This is a genomic window from Oxynema aestuarii AP17, assembly GCF_012295525.1.
Classification (GTDB): Bacteria; Cyanobacteriota; Cyanobacteriia; order Cyanobacteriales; family Laspinemataceae; genus Oxynema; species Oxynema aestuarii.
Map to the genome: position 1 here is coordinate 5,960,151 of NZ_CP051167.1, position 18,154 is coordinate 5,978,304.

General features: G+C 54.2%; 19 protein-coding genes. 5 read left to right on the top strand and 14 right to left on the bottom strand.

Going from position 1 to position 18,154, the window contains the following annotated elements; translation table 11 throughout:
- From HCG48_RS23780 to HCG48_RS23820, 9 genes are all read right to left on the bottom strand, one after another.
- Positions 1-333 carry a DUF6825 family protein gene (locus HCG48_RS23780; protein WP_168571390.1) on the bottom strand — a complete coding sequence of 111 codons (333 nt, stop codon included), beginning with the start codon at positions 331-333 and terminating at the stop codon, positions 1-3.
- 98 nt (positions 334-431) lie between these two features.
- Positions 432-845, bottom strand: a complete 414-nt coding sequence (locus HCG48_RS23785) for a hypothetical protein (protein WP_168571391.1) — start codon at positions 843-845, stop codon at positions 432-434.
- A gap of 66 nt (positions 846-911) precedes the next feature.
- Entirely contained in the window at positions 912-2,096 is a 1,185-nt protein-coding gene (lpxB, locus tag HCG48_RS23790; protein ID WP_210437122.1) for a lipid-A-disaccharide synthase, read from the bottom strand.
- Between the two features lie 2 nt (positions 2,097-2,098).
- Positions 2,099-2,905 (bottom strand): acyl-ACP--UDP-N-acetylglucosamine O-acyltransferase, encoded by an 807-nt coding sequence (lpxA, locus tag HCG48_RS23795; protein ID WP_168571392.1) that lies wholly within the window; start codon positions 2,903-2,905, stop codon positions 2,099-2,101.
- Positions 2,906-2,977: 72 nt separating this feature from the next.
- Positions 2,978-3,487 carry a 3-hydroxyacyl-ACP dehydratase FabZ gene (fabZ, locus tag HCG48_RS23800; protein ID WP_168571393.1) on the bottom strand — a complete coding sequence of 170 codons (510 nt, stop codon included), beginning with the start codon at positions 3,485-3,487 and terminating at the stop codon, positions 2,978-2,980.
- A 30-nt stretch (positions 3,488-3,517) separates the two neighbouring features.
- The gene (lpxC, locus tag HCG48_RS23805) at positions 3,518-4,432 is read right to left on the bottom strand and encodes a UDP-3-O-acyl-N-acetylglucosamine deacetylase (protein WP_168571394.1); all 915 of its coding nucleotides are present in this window, start codon (positions 4,430-4,432) and stop codon (positions 3,518-3,520) included.
- A gap of 5 nt (positions 4,433-4,437) precedes the next feature.
- The gene (locus tag HCG48_RS23810) at positions 4,438-6,753 is read right to left on the bottom strand and encodes a BamA/TamA family outer membrane protein (protein WP_168571395.1); all 2,316 of its coding nucleotides are present in this window, start codon (positions 6,751-6,753) and stop codon (positions 4,438-4,440) included.
- 84 nt (positions 6,754-6,837) lie between these two features.
- Complete coding sequence (gene purC, locus HCG48_RS23815) at positions 6,838-7,581, bottom strand: phosphoribosylaminoimidazolesuccinocarboxamide synthase (protein ID WP_168571396.1); 744 nt, start codon at positions 7,579-7,581, stop codon at positions 6,838-6,840.
- Between the two features lie 85 nt (positions 7,582-7,666).
- Positions 7,667-7,861, bottom strand: coding sequence for a hypothetical protein (locus HCG48_RS23820; RefSeq protein ID WP_168571397.1), 195 nt, complete (start codon positions 7,859-7,861; stop codon positions 7,667-7,669).
- Positions 7,862-8,715: 854 nt separating this feature from the next.
- Here HCG48_RS23820 and HCG48_RS23825 point away from each other — a divergent pair.
- Positions 8,716-8,985, top strand: coding sequence for a DUF7219 family protein (locus HCG48_RS23825; protein ID WP_168571398.1), 270 nt, complete (start codon positions 8,716-8,718; stop codon positions 8,983-8,985).
- A 5-nt stretch (positions 8,986-8,990) separates the two neighbouring features.
- Here the strand turns inward: HCG48_RS23825 and HCG48_RS23830 are convergent, their stop codons facing one another.
- Positions 8,991-11,579: an adenylate/guanylate cyclase domain-containing protein gene (locus tag HCG48_RS23830; protein WP_168571399.1), complete on the bottom strand. Its 2,589-nt coding sequence runs from the start codon at positions 11,577-11,579 to the stop codon at positions 8,991-8,993.
- Between the two features lie 208 nt (positions 11,580-11,787).
- Here HCG48_RS23830 and HCG48_RS23835 point away from each other — a divergent pair, with 208 nt between their 5' ends.
- From HCG48_RS23835 to HCG48_RS23845, 3 genes are all read left to right on the top strand, one after another.
- Positions 11,788-13,611: an ABC transporter ATP-binding protein gene (locus tag HCG48_RS23835; protein WP_168571400.1), complete on the top strand. Its 1,824-nt coding sequence runs from the start codon at positions 11,788-11,790 to the stop codon at positions 13,609-13,611.
- A gap of 86 nt (positions 13,612-13,697) precedes the next feature.
- A complete protein-coding gene (locus HCG48_RS23840; RefSeq protein WP_168571401.1) occupies positions 13,698-14,408 on the top strand; it encodes an SDR family oxidoreductase in 711 nt (236 codons plus the stop codon).
- 107 nt (positions 14,409-14,515) lie between these two features.
- Positions 14,516-14,713, top strand: coding sequence for a hypothetical protein (locus HCG48_RS23845; protein ID WP_168571402.1), 198 nt, complete (start codon positions 14,516-14,518; stop codon positions 14,711-14,713).
- Positions 14,714-14,827: 114 nt separating this feature from the next.
- Here HCG48_RS23845 and HCG48_RS23850 read toward each other — a convergent pair whose 3' ends face one another.
- The 4 genes from HCG48_RS23850 to HCG48_RS23865 all read right to left on the bottom strand — a co-directional run bounded on the left by HCG48_RS23850 (position 14,828) and on the right by HCG48_RS23865 (position 17,068).
- Positions 14,828-15,043, bottom strand: coding sequence for a hypothetical protein (locus HCG48_RS23850; RefSeq protein WP_168571403.1), 216 nt, complete (start codon positions 15,041-15,043; stop codon positions 14,828-14,830).
- A 184-nt stretch (positions 15,044-15,227) separates the two neighbouring features.
- Positions 15,228-15,902, bottom strand: coding sequence for a DUF938 domain-containing protein (locus tag HCG48_RS23855; protein WP_168571404.1), 675 nt, complete (start codon positions 15,900-15,902; stop codon positions 15,228-15,230).
- Positions 15,903-16,362: 460 nt separating this feature from the next.
- Positions 16,363-16,698: a cupin domain-containing protein gene (locus tag HCG48_RS23860; RefSeq protein WP_168571405.1), complete on the bottom strand. Its 336-nt coding sequence runs from the start codon at positions 16,696-16,698 to the stop codon at positions 16,363-16,365.
- Positions 16,699-16,819: 121 nt separating this feature from the next.
- Positions 16,820-17,068, bottom strand: a complete 249-nt coding sequence (locus tag HCG48_RS23865) for a gas vesicle protein GvpG (RefSeq protein ID WP_168571406.1) — start codon at positions 17,066-17,068, stop codon at positions 16,820-16,822.
- A gap of 324 nt (positions 17,069-17,392) precedes the next feature.
- Between HCG48_RS23865 and HCG48_RS23870 the strand changes: the two genes are divergently transcribed.
- Complete coding sequence (locus tag HCG48_RS23870) at positions 17,393-18,100, top strand: hypothetical protein (protein WP_168571407.1); 708 nt, start codon at positions 17,393-17,395, stop codon at positions 18,098-18,100.
- Positions 18,101-18,154: the final 54 nt, after the last annotated feature.

Here is an 18,154-nt window from a genome sequence, read left to right on the forward strand (position 1 = left end):
CTACTGCGATCGACTGCGATAGCGTTGCAATTCGGCTCTGACCCGAGCAATTTCAGCGCGTAATTCGTCGATGGTCGCTTGCAAGTCGCCTTCGGGTTCGTTGGCGAAGTTAAAGTCGCCTTCAGCAGAGTTAGCACTCCCTTGGGTCTGCGCCGCTTGCTGTTGGGCGCGTTGCATGACCTCTTCCATGAAGGCGTGCAAGCGCTCTCGTTGTTCGGCATCGAATTTCCCTAAATCGCTGAGGGCTTGGGTCAGCGTTTTTTCTACTTGTTCGCCAATGGCTTGAGCCAGCGCTCGACCGACGAAAAAGGCGTTGACTTCAGGTTTACTCATGCTGACGAAAGCTCCCTACATGCATCTCGCCAAAGATTATAACTTGGTTGCTCGATCTGATGTCGGCTTGGCGACGCAGAAGCGCGGATCGATCGCCTCTAAAACAGTTTGATGCCAATTTGTCCGTTAATTCCGCGAATGCTGTGATACCCGGCCCCGAAAAAAATATTGCCTTCCGGGAAGACCTGGACGCCTCCAGAAAAGGCAATGTCGCGATCGTCGGAGTCGGGATCGTCGTAGAGTCCGACGCCGACATAACCGGATACTTGACTGACAAATGGCGGGTTGATGAATTTCATCACATCGACGCCGACGGTACTGTCATTGGTCAAGCCGAGTTCGGCGCCAAATCCGAGGGCGCGAACGCCGACGGAAAAGGTCGGTTCGCTGTCTTCAATACCGACGGATACCCAGGGACGGGGGACGAGTTGGGCGATCGCCTGTCGCTCGGATCCGAGCAGGATCGCGGCGATCGCCGCGATCGCCATACTGGTGTTGGCGAGGGATTTCATTGGGGAGTTTGGAGTTTAGAGTTTAGATGGAGCAATATTATACTTTTTGACCGTTAAAATATCTTTTTAACGATCGCCCGCCCACTGCAGCAAGAACTTGGCGGCGCGATCGCAGACCCCGACTTCCCCCAAGGCTTCCTTCATGCGGGCGTAATCGGCGAACATTGCCTCGCGGGTTTCGCGATCGCGCAATAACTGCAGCCCTTCCCGGGCGATATTTTCCGGCGTCGCTTCTTCCTGCAACAACTCCGGAACCACCGATTTCATCAACACCAAATTCGGCGGCGACATGAACGGAATCGAGAAGCGCAACAGGTGGCGGGCGATCCACGCCGTAAGCGGACTGACGCGGTAAAGCACCACTTGAGGCACCCCGGCGAGGGCAATTTCGAGGTTGACCGTACCGGATTTGGTCAGGGCCAAATCGGCGCAGGCGATCGCCCACGGCGTGTCCTCGCGGTCTACGACGGTCGCCTGCAAGCCGTAGCGGGCGATCGCCCCTTCGATCGCCTCCCGGTACGTCCCCAGAGACAGGGGAACGTAAAAGCGCACTTCGGGTAGGGCCGCTTGAATCCGACGCGCCGCCTCGAACAGGGGGGGTAGCAAGTAGCGGATTTCTTGAATTCGAGATGCTGGTAATAAGACGATCGCGGGGGTTTCCGGGGCGATCGCCCATTTTTCCCGGGCGCGATCGCGTGCGGGCCATTGGGACTGGCGATCGAGCAAGGGATGGCCCACCCAAGTCACCGAAGCGCCTTTCTCCCGGTAATAGCGGGCTTCTTCGGGGAAAATCGCCAAAATGCGATCGCACAGACGGACGATCTCGCTGGTGGTGCGATCGCCCAGAGACCAGACCCACTCTTGCGGCGCGATATAGTAAATCACCTTAACTTGGGGTAAATGCCGCTTCACAAAATTGGCGATCGCCAAATTCGGCCCCATATAATCGATCGCCACGACCAGATCCGGCGGATTCTCCCTCAAATACCGTTTGGCGCGCCGTTGAATCTGCAACGTCGGCCACACAAACGGCAGCGACTCCCACAATCCCACCGATCCGATCGCCGTCGTATCGGCGAGCAATTCGGCACCCGCGCGCGCCATTTGCGCCCCGCCTAACGCCACGATTTGCAAGTCGATCCCCTGCCTCGCCGCCTGCTGGAATAACGACTCGACCAGGATCGCCCCTTGTAAATCCCCGGAGACCTCTCCGGTACAAATAAATATCCGCACCGCGCGCCCTCGATCCATTCCTACGAACGCGACCCCTTCGAGCCGGAGGTCGGACCGCGCCGTCCTTCGCCGAGAGAAGCGACTAAAAAGCGCTGCAGGTGGGCGACATATTCGTTCTCCGGGAGTAAATCCAACTGTTCGAGAGCGTGCTGTAACGTGTCGCCACTGCGGTAAAGGATGCGAAATGCCTTTTTTAGCAATTGGTGGTCTTCTCGGGTCAATGCCGCCCGTTTTAAGCCCACCAGATTGAGCGATCGCACCCGGCAGGGATTGCCTTCGACGAGCATGTACGGCGGCACGTCCCGGTCTACCCGACTCATGCCGCCGATCATCGCCAACCGACCGATATGCACGAATTGGTGAATCCCCAAAACCCCGCCGAGAACGGCGCGATCCTCAATTTGGACGTGACCCGCCAGGGCGACATTATTGGCAATCACCACGCGATCGGCGATGCGACAGTTGTGGGCAACATGAACGTAAGCCATCAGCAAATTATCATTGCCGATCGCCGTCACTTCGCCTTCTCCCGTCGCCCGATTGATCGTCACGTATTCCCGAATCGTATTGCCGTCGCCGATTTTGGTCAGACTCGGCGCGCCGTCGTACTTTAAATCTTGAGGTTCCAGACCGATCGCCGCCCCCGGATAAATGCGATTGGCTGCCCCGATTTCCGTCTGACCGTCCAACACGACATGCGCGCCGATCTTCGTTCCCGGACCGACCTTGACTTGCGCTGCGATCGTCGCGTAAGGACCGACCTCAACAGTGGGATGAATCTGGGCATCCGGATGGATGACCGCACTCGGGTGAATCAGTGTCCTCATAATTTTCAAGAGTAAAAAGCCAAAAATAAAAAGAACCCGTTATCAGCCGGGGTCTTTTTACCTTTGCTCCGGTCAATCCACGAGGGAAAACATTAATTCCCCTTCTACAGCCAGTTGGCCCTCAACTTCGGCGCGCGCTTTCATTTGAGCGAACCGCCGCCGCATTCTCATTAATTCCGTGGTCATAATCAATTGGTCGCCGGGAACCACCGGACGACGAAAGCGGACTTTATCAATTCCGGCAAAGAGGAACAAAGCGCCTTCCATTCCCGGCAGTTGGGTTAAAACGACGCCGCCGACTTGGGCCATCGCTTCGACCATCAGCACTCCCGGCATAATCGGGCGTTGGGGAAAATGCCCTTGGAACTGGGGTTCGTTAAAGCTAATATTTTTCAACCCCACGGCCCGTTCGCCGGGGACGTATTCGAGGATGCGATCGACGAGGGCGAAGGGATAGCGATGGGGAAGGAGTTTGTGTATTTCTTCGATCGATAATTGGGAAGGCGTCGGCTTGCTCTCCTCATCGGTTTGAGGTTCGGTTTGACGGTGGGCAGAATTGTTAAGGTCGGTCGAACTGGACATGGTAGATTGCTTTGACTTGCGACGCCCGTATCAGGTGAGTTGGGCTGTGGATTGAGTTGGAGTCGAACAGTTGCGAGAGCTTCCGGACTCGGCGATCGCCCGCGCGAGCCGGACGTGCAGCTTGTGACTGGCTTTGTAGGCGACGAGATGAGCTTGGGGCAGCACCCCGAGCAAGCTGAGATCTCCTACTAAGTCTAAAATTTTATGACGCACGGGTTCATTTGCAAATCGTAACGGTCCGTTGAGCCAGCCGTCGGCGCTGCAAACGAGGGCGTTGTCCAAGCTGCCGCCTTTGATTAAACCTGCATTGCGTAAGGCTTCGATTTGGTCGGCAAAACCGAAAGTCCGGGCCGGGGCGATCGCCCGTGCAAAGTCGGACGGCTCGATTTGACCGGGATCCGGGGACCAACTGTACCACTGATTGCCGATCGCCGCATAGGGAAAATCGATCCCGTAACTGATTCGCACTCCCTCGTCGGGAAACGCCGCCACGAAGGCATCGCCGTCGCGCAGGACAATCGGTTCGTCCAACACGACGGGTTGGACGATCGCCTCGGGAACCGCCACTCGTCCGACCCGGGCGATCGCCTCCACCCAGGGTTGGGCGGAACCGTCGAGTAACGGCACTTCCGGGCCGTCGATTTCGATGCGGGCGCGATCGATCCCCATCCCGACCAGGGACGCTAACAGGTGTTCCACGGTTCGCACCTCGGCCCCGTCCGCTTTCAATTCCGTCGAAAGGGTGGTTTGGCTCACCGCTTCCACCCGCGCCGGAATCGTCGGTCCGTTGGGGAGATCGCGGCGCACGAACACCCGCCCCGGGGTCGTCCACTCCGGTTTGACCGTCACCGTGGTGATTTCGCCGCTATGCAAGCCGACCCCGGACAGGGTAAATTCCCCGGCCAAAGTGTACGCACTCCGGTGCTCTGTCCGTTCTGCTGTCATTCCCCTTAAAACCGCTCGCCGATGCCGAAGTGAAAGCGGCTTTCGCCTTCGTCGTTGAAGGCGTAATCGACGCGGATCGGGCCGAGGGGAGACTGCACCCGAACGCCGACGCCGTAGCCGAAGCCGCTACCGGGTTTGTCGCGCACCCCTGCCGGATCTCCGGGAACGTCCCCTCCGGTGCCCAAATCGGTCGCCGCGTCGAAAAAGAGCGCGCCGCCGACGATCGCGTAAATCGGGAACCGATATTCCGCCGTGGCTTGCACGAAACTGCGCCCGGTTCCGAGTTCCCCTTCCCCGTAACCGCGCACCGTGGTACTCCCTCCCAAGGAAAAGGCTTCGTAAGGGGGCAGATCGCCGATCGTCGTGCCGCCTTGCACGCTCAGGGCGAGGGTTTCGGCGCCGTCGGAGAATTTGACGATATCGAGGGGGACGTAGTAGCTGTAGCTGCTACGCAGTTGAGTCATAAAAATATTGCCGAGTCCGATGGGAACCGACTGTTCCGCACTGACTCGGAAGAGACTTCCGGCGGTGGGTTGCGCTCGGTTGTTGCGGCGATCGCGCGAGGCGGCTAACTGCACGGTCAACAGGTCGTCTTCCCCGTCGCCGCTAAAGCTCAAATCGTTGCCGAGTTCGTCTTCCGGTTCGATGTCGCCGTCGGAATCGCGAATGCTGACGCGCTGGTATTTGGCCCCGAGGGAAGCCCGCCAGTCGTTTTCTAAGGGACGGGAGAAGGTGACGCCGCCGCCCAACCGCAGCACCCGAGGGCGATCGCCATTATCGAGCTCGACGTCGTTGTCCCCGCCGTCAAAAATCAGAGAAATCGATCGCCGTCGGAAGGCGTTGACCGTGTACGAGGTACGATTTTCATCCCCGGCAATCCACGGGTCGGTAAAGTTCACGTCGAACAGCAATTCGCGTTGACCGACTTGCAATTCCGCCCCGAGTTTGAGGTTGCGTCCGAGTAAGTTCTGCTCTTGGTAGCTGACCGTTCCAAATAACCCGCTTGCGGAACTAATCCCGGCCCCGGCGGCGATCGATCCGGTGTTTTTCTCCAGAACATTAATCACGACCACCACATTACGGGGGTTTTCGCCGGGATTGAGGGAAATCTGCACGTCTTCAAAGATGCCCAAACCGAACACCCGTTGCAAATCCCGTTCGACTTGTCCCCGGTTGAACACTTCCCCGGGTTCTAACTCCAACTCCCGGGTGATGATATATTCCCGGGTTCGCCCTTTAATCGGTTGCCCTTCTTCATCGACGGTTTCGCCGTCTTCGTTAATAAAGCGAATTTGGATATCTTCGACTACCCCTTCGGCGACTTCGAGAATCGCGGTGCCTTCCGGGGTCACTTGGGGGGCGTCGATCACCTGGGCCAGCACGTAGCCGTTGGCTTGATACCACTCGTTGAGTTCTTTAATCCCGTTTTGGAAGCGGCGCAGGTTGAGGATTTCGCCGTACTGTTCGCCGAAAATTTCGTCGATGGTGGTTTGGGGTAAAACTTGGTTGCCGCGTATTTCGACCGCCTGTAAGACCGGGTTGGGTTCGACGACGAAGGTGACGCGCACCCCTAACGGCGTGTCTTCCGGTCGGGCTCGGACGTTGGAGAAATATCCGGTGGCAAAAATGGCGTTGATGTCTTCTTGCAGTTGCGATCGCGTCGTGGTCCGTCCCGGTCGCAGGGAAATGGCCCGGTAAACTTCATCTTCGAGTTCCGGTTCGCCTTCGACTCCTTCGACGACCACTTCGGCGACGAGGACTTCGGGTTCGCTCGTTTGGCTTCCCTCCGGTTGGGTTTCCGGTTCGTCTCTCGGAATCGGTAAGGGCGCTTGCGGACGGGAACGGGTCGGTTCGTCTTCCGTATCCCTAATCACTTCGGGGCTTCCGGTTCCGTCTTCCGTCGTGTCCGGCGTTTCGGTTTCGGTCTCGGCTTCCGGTTGGCTCCCTTCAGGCTCTCCGTCGGCTTCCTCCGCCGCCGAGGGCGCGTTGGTCGGGGGCTCGCCGGGTTCGTCGGGAACGGGAGGGTCGCTGACTTGTGCTTGCAGCCTCGGGGACGCCCCAGGGGTTAGATGGCTCTCCCCTGGGGCGTTCTGGGTGGCTTCGATCGCTTGCCATTCCCGGGAGATCGCCTCCCAATCCACCCTCCGAGCGCTCGTTGCGGACTCTGGGGCGATCTCGGGATCGGCGTCGGCGTTCCCGGCGGCGGCAGGGGTTTCGGTTCCACGGCCCCCTTCACCGAGGGATTGGGTTTGACCCGGTTGCGAGAAACTGAGAAGGGCTGAGGCAGCCAGAAGGGCTCCCCAGACTGGAGATAAGCGCATTTGTCGAGTTTTTGGCACGTCCACACACCACAGACAGAATACTATTGGGCTGCAAAGTCTGCATTCTTTGCCGTTTTTTGCCGTTTAATGGGGAGCTGACGGGGGCGTTTGAGCGAGAACCCGCTCTAACACTTTTTGATAGGCTCCTTCAACATTGCCCAAATCTTGCCGGAATCGGTCTTTGTCCATTACCCGTGCTTCGGGATCGCTTTGGCTGTCGTCCCACAACCGACAGGTATCGGGACTGATTTCGTCGGCTAAGATGAGGCGATCGCTCCCATCAATGCCGAATTCTAATTTGAAATCCACCAAGGTAATACCACATTGGTGGAAAAAGTCTTTGAGGATCTCGTCGATCCGCAGGGCCATGGTTTGGAGTTGTTGGAGCTGTTCGGCGGTCGCCAGCTCTAAGAGGAGCAGTCGGTCGCGCGTCAGGAGGGGATCTCCTAACTCGTCTTTCTTATAGAAGAACTCGACGAGGGGATGTTTCAAGACGGTGCCGACGGCTAACCCGGTTTGCTTGCACAAACTTCCGGCAGCAATATTCCTGACTACAACTTCTAAGGGCAAAATCCGCACGCGCCGGACTTTCATGCGATCGCCTGCCGTTTGCTCGACGAAATGGGTGGGGATTCCCGCCGCTTCGAGATGTTTGAATAAGGCGGCGGACAGGGTGCAGTTGACTTGCCCTTTCCCGACGATGGTTCCCCGTTTTTGGGCGTTGAAGGCGGTCGCGTCGTCTTTATAGTACGCCAATAAAATCTCTGGATCGTCGGTGGGATACAGGATTTTGGCTTTCCCTTCGTAAAGTTTTTCTGGCACGGACATCGGTGATAATGCTCGATTTTGATGGAACTGGGGTGGGGGTTGTCTCGCGATCGCGAGCCGTCATTTTTCCCCAATCATTCTATCGCTAGCTGGCGATCGCCCGATCGCTGGCGATCGCTTGCCCGATTTTTTGGTCTTTATTTCTCTTTTCTACCCGTTCTCGCTTCTGGGTTCCCTGATAGCATCGGGCAGATTGATTTTTTTGAGAATTAGCGATGTTATGGGGACGATTCTTGCGGCGCTCTTTCCCGGGGGCTTTTCCCGGGCGATCGCCCTTCACTCTGAAACCGATCGAATCGACGATTTAACCCACAATGAAAGGAGATCGCTCCCGATCGCCTTCTGCCTCGATCGCGGTGTTTAAAAGCCTGTATTTCTGTAACTTCCGTTACCTTAAAATATCTATTTCAAGAATAGACTAAAGATCGAATGACACATCAATCTCGTTCGTTAATTAATATTATGAAAATCTCAATTGTATTATCAAAAATTGACTCAATTCACCCCAAAATGCGATCGTCGAGCCTAAAAATCCTTAATTAAAGTTATTTCAACCGGGATTTAAATTCGGCAGAGTAGCCTATAAATCGAGAAGCGATCGCCCAAACTCTACCTAGATTACGCCGATGTTTCCAAACTTTTCTGAACCCTAGATCTTGCACTTGTAGCGGCTACGGTTCTCCCAAAAGAAAACCCCGAGACTTGTCAAGTTTTGGTGACCCTCGCGATCCCTATCCAAATTCTCTATAAAATCTATACCGAGAGCTCTTTTACCTCGTCGTTCTCCTCGGTGGCATCGTACCCTCGGGAGGGGGCGATCGCGAGGATCCCCCAAAAGTGCAAAGTACAAAAATCTTCAGATCGATCCTGGTAACTTTTCAGCGCTTTAGGTTAAGATTGAGTTAAAAGGCGTTAACCTTCAGTTAAAATACCGAGAAGACAGGTTTCAAAAGACCTAAATTCCATAGATTTACCCAGAAAAAATACCCAAGATATCGAACATTTTGATAACCGTCAGTTCCCGGGATCGTCGCGGCGAGTACAACGAACAAATAGGAATCGTCAAATCAGGATCGAGCGGGTAAATCCAGGCGGTCTGAAGCGCGCTCAAGCACTTATCAAGGAGAGATTGCCATGAACAGCTATGACTTCTTTTATCCTCGCAGTCGCTATCGCGGACCGTTTACCCCAGAAAATCTCGTCTTTGATGCCAACTTGCAAGAGTTCGCCCAAAAAGTGACGACGATTAGCTGTCTGGAAACTGGGGGAAAATTATCCCCCGAACAAGCCTATAACGAAATCGAGGCGCTCTGGCAAAAATTGCAAACTGCCAAACAAGAATTAGGCATCGGCGATAACGGTCACGACGGTCGAAGCCAACCCCGGGGGGGTGGCGCCCGGTGAATTGCTCACTTCGTGGTCATCGTATGCACCCCATCCCAATCTTCGGCGGGGGGATGTTCGAGATAATCGAGGGCACGTTGGAGGTGGATCTCGGTAGCGCGATCCTCGGGAAACAAGCGCGCTGCAGCGCGAAACTGCTCGATACAGGCGTCGAAGTCCCGCTTGATATAGGCATCCCGTCCGGCGCGGTAAAAGTCTAAAAAGCGCCGTTTCTCGTCGCTGAGGGGCATGGAGCGATCGCCGATCAACTCGTAAATGCTGACGGCTTCATTTTTGCCTTTGACCCGAATTTTATCTAACTCGCGCACCCAGAGGCGATCGCCGCACAGGTGATAGGTAAACTCGCTCAAAATAATATCGCAATGATATTCCTTAGTGACGCTTTCCAAACGCGCACTGAGGTTCACCCCGTCGCCAATCACCGTATAGTCCATGCGTTTTTGGCTGCCAATATTCCCCGAAACCACCTCCCCGGAACTAATACCGATCCCGATCCGGATTTTATGTTCCGGTTGGCGGCGGTTGAACTCGCGCAGGCGGCGGCGCATGTCCAGGGCCGACTGAACCGCCATCCAGGCGTGTTCTTCCAAGGGTAGGGGCGCGCCGAACACCGCCATCAGGGCATCGCCGATAAACTTATCGAGGGTTCCGTCGTGGTTGAACACCGCCTCGACCATGGTCTCGAAATATTGGTTGAGCAGGGAAACCACTTCCGACGCTTCCAAATTCTCAGTCAACGTCGTATAGCCGCGAATGTCGGAGAACAAGATCGTCACTTCCTTGCGTTCGCCGACCATCAACGAATCTTCTCCCAGGGCCATCACCCGTTCGGCGACCCCGGGGGTCATGTAACGGTACATGGTCGTCTTCATCCGTTTTTCGCGGCTGATATCTTCCAACACCACCAAACCGCCGCGTACCCCCCCTTCGGGATTGGTCAGGGGATTGACGGTCAAATTGAGACTGCGTTCGATTTCTTTGACCTGCTGTGTAGGAATCGGCTCGACCCCAGGGTTGGCGGGGTTTTCGTTCCAGGGAATGTAAAGACTGGGGTCGGCGCGATCGCGGATCGCCAAAATATAGCGATCGCCGTGCCGTTCGCCCTCGGACTCGCCCCCGGATGCGCCCGTTGCCGCTCTCGAACTCGGTTCTAGATACAACCCCACCGTCACACTCTGTTCCGGCACGTAGTGACGCGCCGCATGGCGCAAGCTGTCTTCCAACCGAAATTGCAAATTTTCGATCGGCACCACCTCCCAGACCGATCGCCCCTGTAATTTTTTCTCCCAGAACTGTAATTGAGACTTGTTCGACCCTTCCGCCGTCGGACAACCGAGCAGTTCTAAAGCCGCCTCGTTAATCGTCACGATCCGTCCTTGCATGTCCGTCGAAATCACCGCATCGGAAAGACTTTCGAGCATATCTTTCTGATACTGTTTTTCCAGCAGCACATTTTCAAACAGTTGGGCATTTTGCAGGGCAATCCCCGCTTGAGCGTTAAACGCCCGTAAAAAGGCTTCGTCGGCGGTGGTAAAACTGCCTTGATGCTTGTTAATCAACTGGGTGACCCCGATCAAATCTCCGGCAGCATTAAAGACGGGCATACAAAGAATATTGCGAGTTTGATATCCCGTGCGGCGATCGGTCGTCGGGTCGAAGCGGGGGTCGAGATAGGCGTCGGGGATGTTGAGGGTTGCCCCGGTGGAGGCGACGTACCCCGCAATCCCTTTATTGGCGGGGATGCGAATTTCGACCATCGTTTTGCCGTCGGCTTTGGCGACTTTCGTCCACAACTCGTTCGTTTCTTTACTGAGGAGAAACAAGGTGCTGCGATCGGCCTGCATCAAGTCTTTAGCCCGATCCATGACCGCGCGCAAGGTGGTTTCGAGGTCCAAACTCTGGCCCAAGGTCGTCGTCGCTTCTAACAGGGCGCTGGCGGCGCGTTGGTTGCGGGCGGCGACGTAGAAAGACTGACAGCTTTCGAGGATAATACCGATCGCGCTGGCGAATTCGCGAAATTGCTGCTCGTCCGCCTCGTCGAAAGGGATGCCATTTTCCTTGTTGAGCAGTTGGACGACCGCCACGGCGCGATCGCCGTCCTTACTGCTGAAAATAGGAATACAGAGTATATTTCGAGCCTCGCATCCCGGCGGTTCGTCCACTTCGCGATCGAACAGAGGATGGTTCGCCGCCTCGGTAATATTGAGTTCTTCCCCAGTTTTGGCGACGTGACCGAGAATCCCCACATTCATCGGCAGCCGAATTTCCGTAGTTTTGCCCGTTTCGCTGTCGCTAACTTGAGACCACAATTGCTCGCGATTCTGGTCTACTAAAAAAATGGTCGTCCGTTCGGCTTTGAGAATTTGACCGATTTTGAGGGTTAACGCATCGAGAATCTGATTGAGAATCGTTTCGAGGGCTTCGTTGCCAATCAGATCGATCGCCCGAAAATACTGTTGAAATTCCGCCGTGATAAAGTCGAGCAGGCAGACAAATTCACCAACTGGTAAATTACTGACCAGATTGGCAAGGACGCCACTTTGATTAACTTGCGTTAACCTAGCCAGAATGCTACCAGTCGGAGAAAATTGCATGTTTGCGAGGGTTTAAGGGGCATTCACGGGGGGACGACCGGGGTGTTGACACTTTTAAAACTCGTAGAACATCCCGTCTCGATAGAGAGGAAGCGAAACCAAATCTTTTCGACGTTCTTGCTTACGTTTAAATCGCCGTCAGTTCCGGCTTTTCATATCTTTTAAAGGGTCGAGTTTAGAGAGGAGTACAAGAGGTGCATAGAGCAAAATGACTTCAATTCGCGCAGGACGCCGTATATTTCGGCAACTGCTGTCAGCCTTCCAATATAGTACCCGAGCTGTCGGCTTGGTGTGGTCGAGCAGTCGAGCGCTGACGGTGGCCCTCGCCGTTTTAACCGTACTCGCCGGGTTGTTACCTGCGGGGGTGGCTTACCTGGGTAAGCTCATCGTCGATAGTGTGGTACGGGCCGCCGAAACTGGATTGGCGAGCGATCGCACCACCGCGATCGCCTACGTCGCCCTCGAAGCTGCCGCCGTTATGCTTTTAACCCTAACCCAACGGGGTCTGAATGTCTGCCAGTCGTTGCTACGGGTTCTACTCGGTCAACGGGTCAATGTTGCCATTTTAGAAAAAGCCCTCACCCTCAGCCTCCGTGATTTTGAGGATTCTGAATTGTACGACAAAATGACCCAGGCGCGCCGCCAAGCCTCCAATCGTCCCCTGTCTTTGGCGAATCGAACCTTTCGCCTGGTTCAAGATGTACTGGCGTTAGGCAGTTTTAGCGGCTTATTGATTCAATTTTCGCCGTTGGCGGTGGCGATCCTGGCGATCGCCGCCGTTCCGCCGTTCGTCGCCGAAACCCGCTTTGCGACCGAAGCCTTTCGCCTGTTTCGCTGGCGATCGCCCGCCACCCGCGCCCAAATCTATCTCGAAACCTTAATCGCCCGAGAAGATTACGCCAAAGAGGTTCAACTCTACCAACTCGGTTCCAACTTCCTGCAACGCTACCGCAATATTTTCGACGAACTCTACGGCGAAGACCGCGATCTCACCTTGCGTCGCGGCTTTTGGGGCTATTTACTCAGTTTGCTCAGTACGATCGCCTTTTACGGCGCCTATACCTGGATCGTCCTCGCCACCATTTACGGGCGCATTTCTTTAGGGGAAATGACCATGTACTTGACCATTTTTCGGCAAGGACAAACGACCTTTTCCGATGCCCTGACCTCGATCGGCGGCATGTACGAAGATAATCTTTATCTGTCCAATCTTTACGAATTTCTCGAACGACCGACCCCGCCCGAAGCCGGAATCTTTACCCGGGGCAGCCATCCCCAAGATGGCATTCGGTTCGAACGAGTCGGGTTTACCTATCCGGGGAGCGATCGCCCCGCCGTCAGCGATCTGTCTTTGCATCTCAAACCCGGCGAAAAATTAGCGTTAGTCGGTAAAAATGGTTCGGGAAAAACGACGTTAATTAAACTGCTTACCCGGCTTTACATCCCCAGTGAAGGGCGCATTTTACTCGATGGCGTCGATTTACAAGAGTGGGATATCGATGCCTTACGCCGTCGCATGGCGGTGATTTTTCAAGATTTCGTTCGCTATCATTTCACCGTCGGCGAAAATATCGGCGTCGGCGATGTCGATCGCCTCCAAGAGGAATCCCAATGGCACGCCGCCGCCGAAAAAGGGATGGCGCGATCGTTTGTCGAAACCTTGCCGGAAAAATTTAAAACCCAGTTAGGACGCTGGTTTAAAGGGGGTTTTGAATTGTCGGGGGGTCAATGGCAAAAAATCGCGCTTTCGCGGGCGTTTATGCGCAGCCAAGCGGATATTTTAATTTTGGACGAACCCACCGCCGCGATGGATGCGGAAGCGGAAATCGCCGTGTTCGAGCGCTTGCAAGCATTGGCGAGCGACGCAATAGTAATTTTAATTTCTCATCGGTTTTCGACCGTTCGCATGGCGGATAAAATTGCGGTGATGGAAGGGGGAAAAATTATCGAACAGGGAACTCACGAGGAATTACTCGCCGCCGACGGACGCTATGCGAAGTTATTCACGATGCAAGCGTCGGGATATTTGTAGGACGGGAATTCGCGACGATCGCCGTCGCGATCGAAGTCGCGATAACATAGGGGCGAGAAGTCGCAAGAAAAAGCAACAAAAAATCGATGAATTCCCGAAAAGTAACCGACCGACAAAGCCAACGAGTTTTAATTACTGGAGTCAGTCGCGGTTTGGGTCGGGCGATGGCGGAGAGGTTTATTGAATTGGGACATACGGTGTGGGGATGCGCGCGATCGCCTGTGGCGATCGAAGAGTTACAAAAACAATTCGATCGCCCCCATCAATTTGCCGTTGTCGATGTCTCCGACGATTCCCAAGTGCGCGACTGGGCCAGGGAATTATTAACCGAAAAAATTGCGCCGGATTTGTTAATCAATAATGCAGGAGTGATTAACCGTCCGGCTGTATTATGGGAACTCGACGATCGCGAATTTTCCCAAACGATCGATGTCAATGTTAAAGGCGTTGCCAATACGATCCGGCATTTCGTGCCGTCGATGGTGGCGAACGATCGCGGGATTATTGTCAATTTTAGTTCGGGATGGGGACGCTCGACTTCCCCGCAAGTCGGACCGTATTGTGCGACGAAATGGGCGATCGAAGGGCTGACGCGATCGCTCGCTCAAGAATTACCGACGACGATGGGGGCGATCGCCCTCAATCCAGGAATTATTCATACCGAAATGCTCGAAATTTGTTTTGGAGAAAGTGCGGCTTCCTACACTCCAATCGCCCGGTGGGTCGATCGGGCCGTTCCTTTTTTATTGGATTTATCTCCTCGGAATAATGGGGCTGCATTGACGGTGGGGGTGTAGGGAGAAACCCGTCTATGACAGCTAGAAAACTGGCAATTTTAGCTCCCGGTTAACGGTTTTTTTCCCTGAAAATATGGATAAGTGGGATAACAGAGGAGTGTGATTCAATGGACGAGAGAACGCAACCCCAACCGGATCGAAAACCATCGGAGGTTTCGCCAGAGTCGGAAATGCTTACGGAACTCGATCTCATGTCTAAGGACTTAGCCCGGGCTTTGACCGTTTATTTTACCTGGAAAAGTTCCGGATTACTCGACGAGAAGCGACCTTCTAGGGAGGTTCAACACCCCGATCGCGCGGAGTGAAAGGGAATAGAAAAAGGGCGATCGCGCAGTTGTCGAGTTCGAGACGCGATCGCCCTTTTTCTATTTTTATGGCTATTTTATGGCTATTTTACGGCCACGATCGGGCCTGGGAGTTTAGCCGATGGTAGAGAGGTCGTCCACGATTTGAACGCGACCCCGGCAGATCGAACGCAGGAGGCGGTCGAGACAGCGCCGATCGTCTTCGGCTAAGGATTCGTCTAACACCGCAGCCATCAAGCCGTAGCGGTCGGCTTTGGCGATTTGTTGAGTTTCGCGGACGCAGGCGAGTAATTCAGGAATGGCGCCGGGGAGAAGATTGAGCGTAATCATGGGACGATCTCGAACTCGATATTTATATCGTCGCTAGAATTCAAGGCGATCGCCGCGATCGCGCGACCCTCGAAGAGGCGATCGACTTCGGCAAGGGAAGCGATCGCGCTTAGATTATGACGCGATCGCCATCACAAAATCAATCGGCATCCTTGCGGGTCTCGGCGAACGAGATCGGCAATTTTTATCGGGACGTTCCGGGAGAGGCGATCGACGGGCGTTTCCGAAAAACTACGGAAAAGTTATTGGCAGGCATTTCTACCAGTTCGTTCAAATCGAGACAGGCGCCCTCGGCGATCGCCACCACTTCATCTAAATCGCGCACTCCCCAACTCGGATTTTGCTGCTGCAAGATTTCGTCAAACGCCGCATTACTCGCCGCCGTATGCCGACCGCCGCGTTTAAACGCCCCGTAAATGTACAGAACGCCATCGGGGGGTAATAGGCGATTCGCCCCCGCCAACAAGCCGAGGGTCGTTTCCCAGGGGGAAATATGCAGCAAATTAATCGCCACGATCGCCGTCAGAGGCGGTTTTCCCGTCGCCCATTCCCGATCGGTTTCGATCGCCCATTGCGACGCCCGCGCATCCACAGCCAACGGCGGATATAAACTTTTACAGGGACGAGCCATTTGCCACGCTTCGATACTGCGGCGCAACATGGCTTCCGGTTCTGTAGGCTGCCAACCTCGCGGCTGCAACTGGGGCGCGAAATAAACCGCGTGTTCCCCCGTTCCACTGGCAATTTCCAACACCGTCCCCGTCGGCGGCAGCACTCGCTTCAAGACCGTTAAAATTGGGTCTCGGTTGCGCTGGGTCGCGGGGGCGTATTTTCTAGCATCTTCCGAAAGTTGAGTCATCGGGGCTTGATTTTGCCTCGGGCAAAATGCGAACGGTTCGTCGCGATCGAGCTTAGAAGCCGATGGCACAATTGACAATTATTTGGCGCAAATCGCGTCACCTCCATGAGGTTCACCCAATTGGGGGATTGGCGATCGCCCGGTCGGTCGATGTTGGAGCAGCCTAGATTCGGACATAATAAAATCAATCGCGGTTAACCAAACAAGCGAACCTTTTCATACCCCTGGAAAGGACCCCCCAGTTTGGTAATAGGAAACCGCTAGCTTTGGCTAACCCCCCCTTAGCCAATTCAAAAATCCTACCCTATTTCAAAGACAGCCCCAGTGATTTAAACATTGGGGCTTCTCCTTATTTAAGGCTCTTTTTTAACCTTGAGAAGGGGAACTTCTCGAACGACTTGGCTTTAATCCAACAAGTTCGGTTCCTCATGACGATCGAAAAGGCTATAACTGAAAGAGTTTACCCGCGAATTCCGAAATAGGTCACGACTAAGTTTTCTTGACTATCATTGATGAGTTCGTGAATTTCTCCGGGTTCCACGGCGATGCAGGTTCCCGGTGCTAAAGGATAGGCGCGATCGCCGATCCGAATCGTTCCCCTCCCTTCACTAACAAAAAACACCTCATACATATCGGAGTGAGCGTGACCGTCGGCAATTTCTCCTGGCGGAAAAGTCGCTTGAGAAAAATAGACTAAGTTAGGCAACTCTCCCGGTTCGATTATTACTTTTTTGTTGATTTTTTGATTATGAGAAACGGGTTTTACTGCCAAATCTTCGAGACGAATATATTTCATGTTTTGAGGTTAATTTGACTACAAATAGTTTTAATTTCAAACTAACAGAGGATAAAAGTAGGGGCGAAACATGTTTCGCCCCTAAATACAATTGGTTCCGATCGCCGTGAACTTAAAAAGATCAAAGATACTCTCGATTCTCTTCATCTTCCAAGGCTTGAATTGCCAATAATAGCTCTTCCTCTTGGGCTTCAAATTCTTCCTCAGAAAGATCGCCGAGGTCGAAAGCTAACTGTAAAGACAACAAGCGCTTTTGTAGGTTTTCGCGATCGTCGAGTTCTGCATTGGCGCGGTCTAAAATTTGTTCGCCAATCCAGGTAATGCCTTCGAGTGGGCCGAGTACGGGGAACGTGAGCAAGCGCAATAACATAATGACAATTGGGGATTCTAACGAGACGGATAGACAAGCGGATTTTCGGTCAATTTTCGCTCAAAACGATCGCCCCTGGGGGGATTGGGGGAAACAATTTCGCCCAATACAGGGGTGATATGTAACAAACTTTGGCAAAATGTCGATTTATTTCCCAATGCCTTCAAAATAGCAAGTAACCCACGTTAACGCAGTACATCGAACTCGCCGATCTCGATCCGCGAAGGCGACGATCGCCACTGAGGGCTGGAGACAGGAAACTCCCCCAATATGCCGCGAGTTCGCTGCAATGTCTCATCCAACCTTGCGCTTTTGAATCGTTCGATGAATAACTCGGTGCAACTCGATCCCCTCGACAGTCCCCATCCGATCCCGTGGAGTTGGATTGTCGCCATTCAAACCCAAGCGTCGGCGAGAAAATTGTGTGCTGTTCGTCACTATCGCAGTAGTTCTCTGATTTCGCCGGACGGTTGTTATGCAGCTTACAGTCGCATTTCGATGAAAGTCGATCCGGTGATGGTTCGTTCTCGGGTCAGCAGTGTGGCGATCGTCGAAAATCTGAAAACGGGTCAGTTACGAACCCTCTGTCCGACGTCACCGCTAGCAGAAAATCCGTTCGATCGCGAGAGGGGGGCGCCTGTCTCGGGGACGATTTCGATCGCCGTTCCGATTTCTTGGTCCCATCGGGGCGATCGCCTGTTAGTCAGAGTCTTTGAATCCTTATTCTGTTCCGATATTGCCTCGGATTATGCCTTAGTTTGGGATCGAGAGTCGCTCAACAGCAATACGGTAGCCCCTACGGAAATTCAATACACCCATGCAGTGTTATTGGGGTGGAGCGATCGCGCGCCGGATTCTATCTTATTCCGTGCGGGTAAAATTGGCGGCGATTTGTGGTCCGAGTGGCGGGTGGAGGTCACCGGAAAAACCTCGTTGGCGAAAGGCGATCGCCCGGTCATCATAGGGGAAAAGGTGAATACAGTCTGGAGTGGACCGCAATTGGGCGAGTCGTGGGGTGTGGGCCATGGCTAGGTCTACCGGGAGGATGTCGGCATGGCGCAGATTTTATCCCAAAAGTGGACCACG

Bases quoted from the DNA above. Each gene is read 5' to 3' on its own strand.
- HCG48_RS23780 (WP_168571390.1), bottom strand. From the start codon at position 333: ATGAGTAAACCTGAAGTCAACGCCTTTTTCGTCGGTCGAGCGCTGGCT.
- HCG48_RS23785 (WP_168571391.1), bottom strand. From the start codon at position 845: ATGAAATCCCTCGCCAACACCAGTATGGCGATCGCGGCGATCGCCGCG.
- lpxB (WP_210437122.1), bottom strand. From the start codon at position 2,096: ATGGATCGAGGGCGCGCGGTGCGGATATTTATTTGTACCGGAGAGGTC.
- lpxA (WP_168571392.1), bottom strand. From the start codon at position 2,905: ATGAGGACACTGATTCACCCGAGTGCGGTCATCCATCCGGATGCCCAG.
- fabZ (WP_168571393.1), bottom strand. From the start codon at position 3,487: ATGTCCAGTTCGACCGACCTTAACAATTCTGCCCACCGTCAAACCGAA.
- lpxC (WP_168571394.1), bottom strand. From the start codon at position 4,432: ATGACAGCAGAACGGACAGAGCACCGGAGTGCGTACACTTTGGCCGGG.
- HCG48_RS23810 (WP_168571395.1), bottom strand. From the start codon at position 6,753: ATGCGCTTATCTCCAGTCTGGGGAGCCCTTCTGGCTGCCTCAGCCCTT.
- purC (WP_168571396.1), bottom strand. From the start codon at position 7,581: ATGTCCGTGCCAGAAAAACTTTACGAAGGGAAAGCCAAAATCCTGTAT.
- HCG48_RS23825 (WP_168571398.1), top strand. From the start codon at position 8,716: ATGAACAGCTATGACTTCTTTTATCCTCGCAGTCGCTATCGCGGACCG.
- HCG48_RS23830 (WP_168571399.1), bottom strand. From the start codon at position 11,579: ATGCAATTTTCTCCGACTGGTAGCATTCTGGCTAGGTTAACGCAAGTT.
- HCG48_RS23835 (WP_168571400.1), top strand. From the start codon at position 11,788: ATGACTTCAATTCGCGCAGGACGCCGTATATTTCGGCAACTGCTGTCA.
- HCG48_RS23840 (WP_168571401.1), top strand. From the start codon at position 13,698: ATGAATTCCCGAAAAGTAACCGACCGACAAAGCCAACGAGTTTTAATT.
- HCG48_RS23845 (WP_168571402.1), top strand. From the start codon at position 14,516: ATGGACGAGAGAACGCAACCCCAACCGGATCGAAAACCATCGGAGGTT.
- HCG48_RS23850 (WP_168571403.1), bottom strand. From the start codon at position 15,043: ATGATTACGCTCAATCTTCTCCCCGGCGCCATTCCTGAATTACTCGCC.
- HCG48_RS23855 (WP_168571404.1), bottom strand. From the start codon at position 15,902: ATGACTCAACTTTCGGAAGATGCTAGAAAATACGCCCCCGCGACCCAG.
- HCG48_RS23860 (WP_168571405.1), bottom strand. From the start codon at position 16,698: ATGAAATATATTCGTCTCGAAGATTTGGCAGTAAAACCCGTTTCTCAT.
- HCG48_RS23865 (WP_168571406.1), bottom strand. From the start codon at position 17,068: ATGTTATTGCGCTTGCTCACGTTCCCCGTACTCGGCCCACTCGAAGGC.
- HCG48_RS23870 (WP_168571407.1), top strand. From the start codon at position 17,393: ATGAATAACTCGGTGCAACTCGATCCCCTCGACAGTCCCCATCCGATC.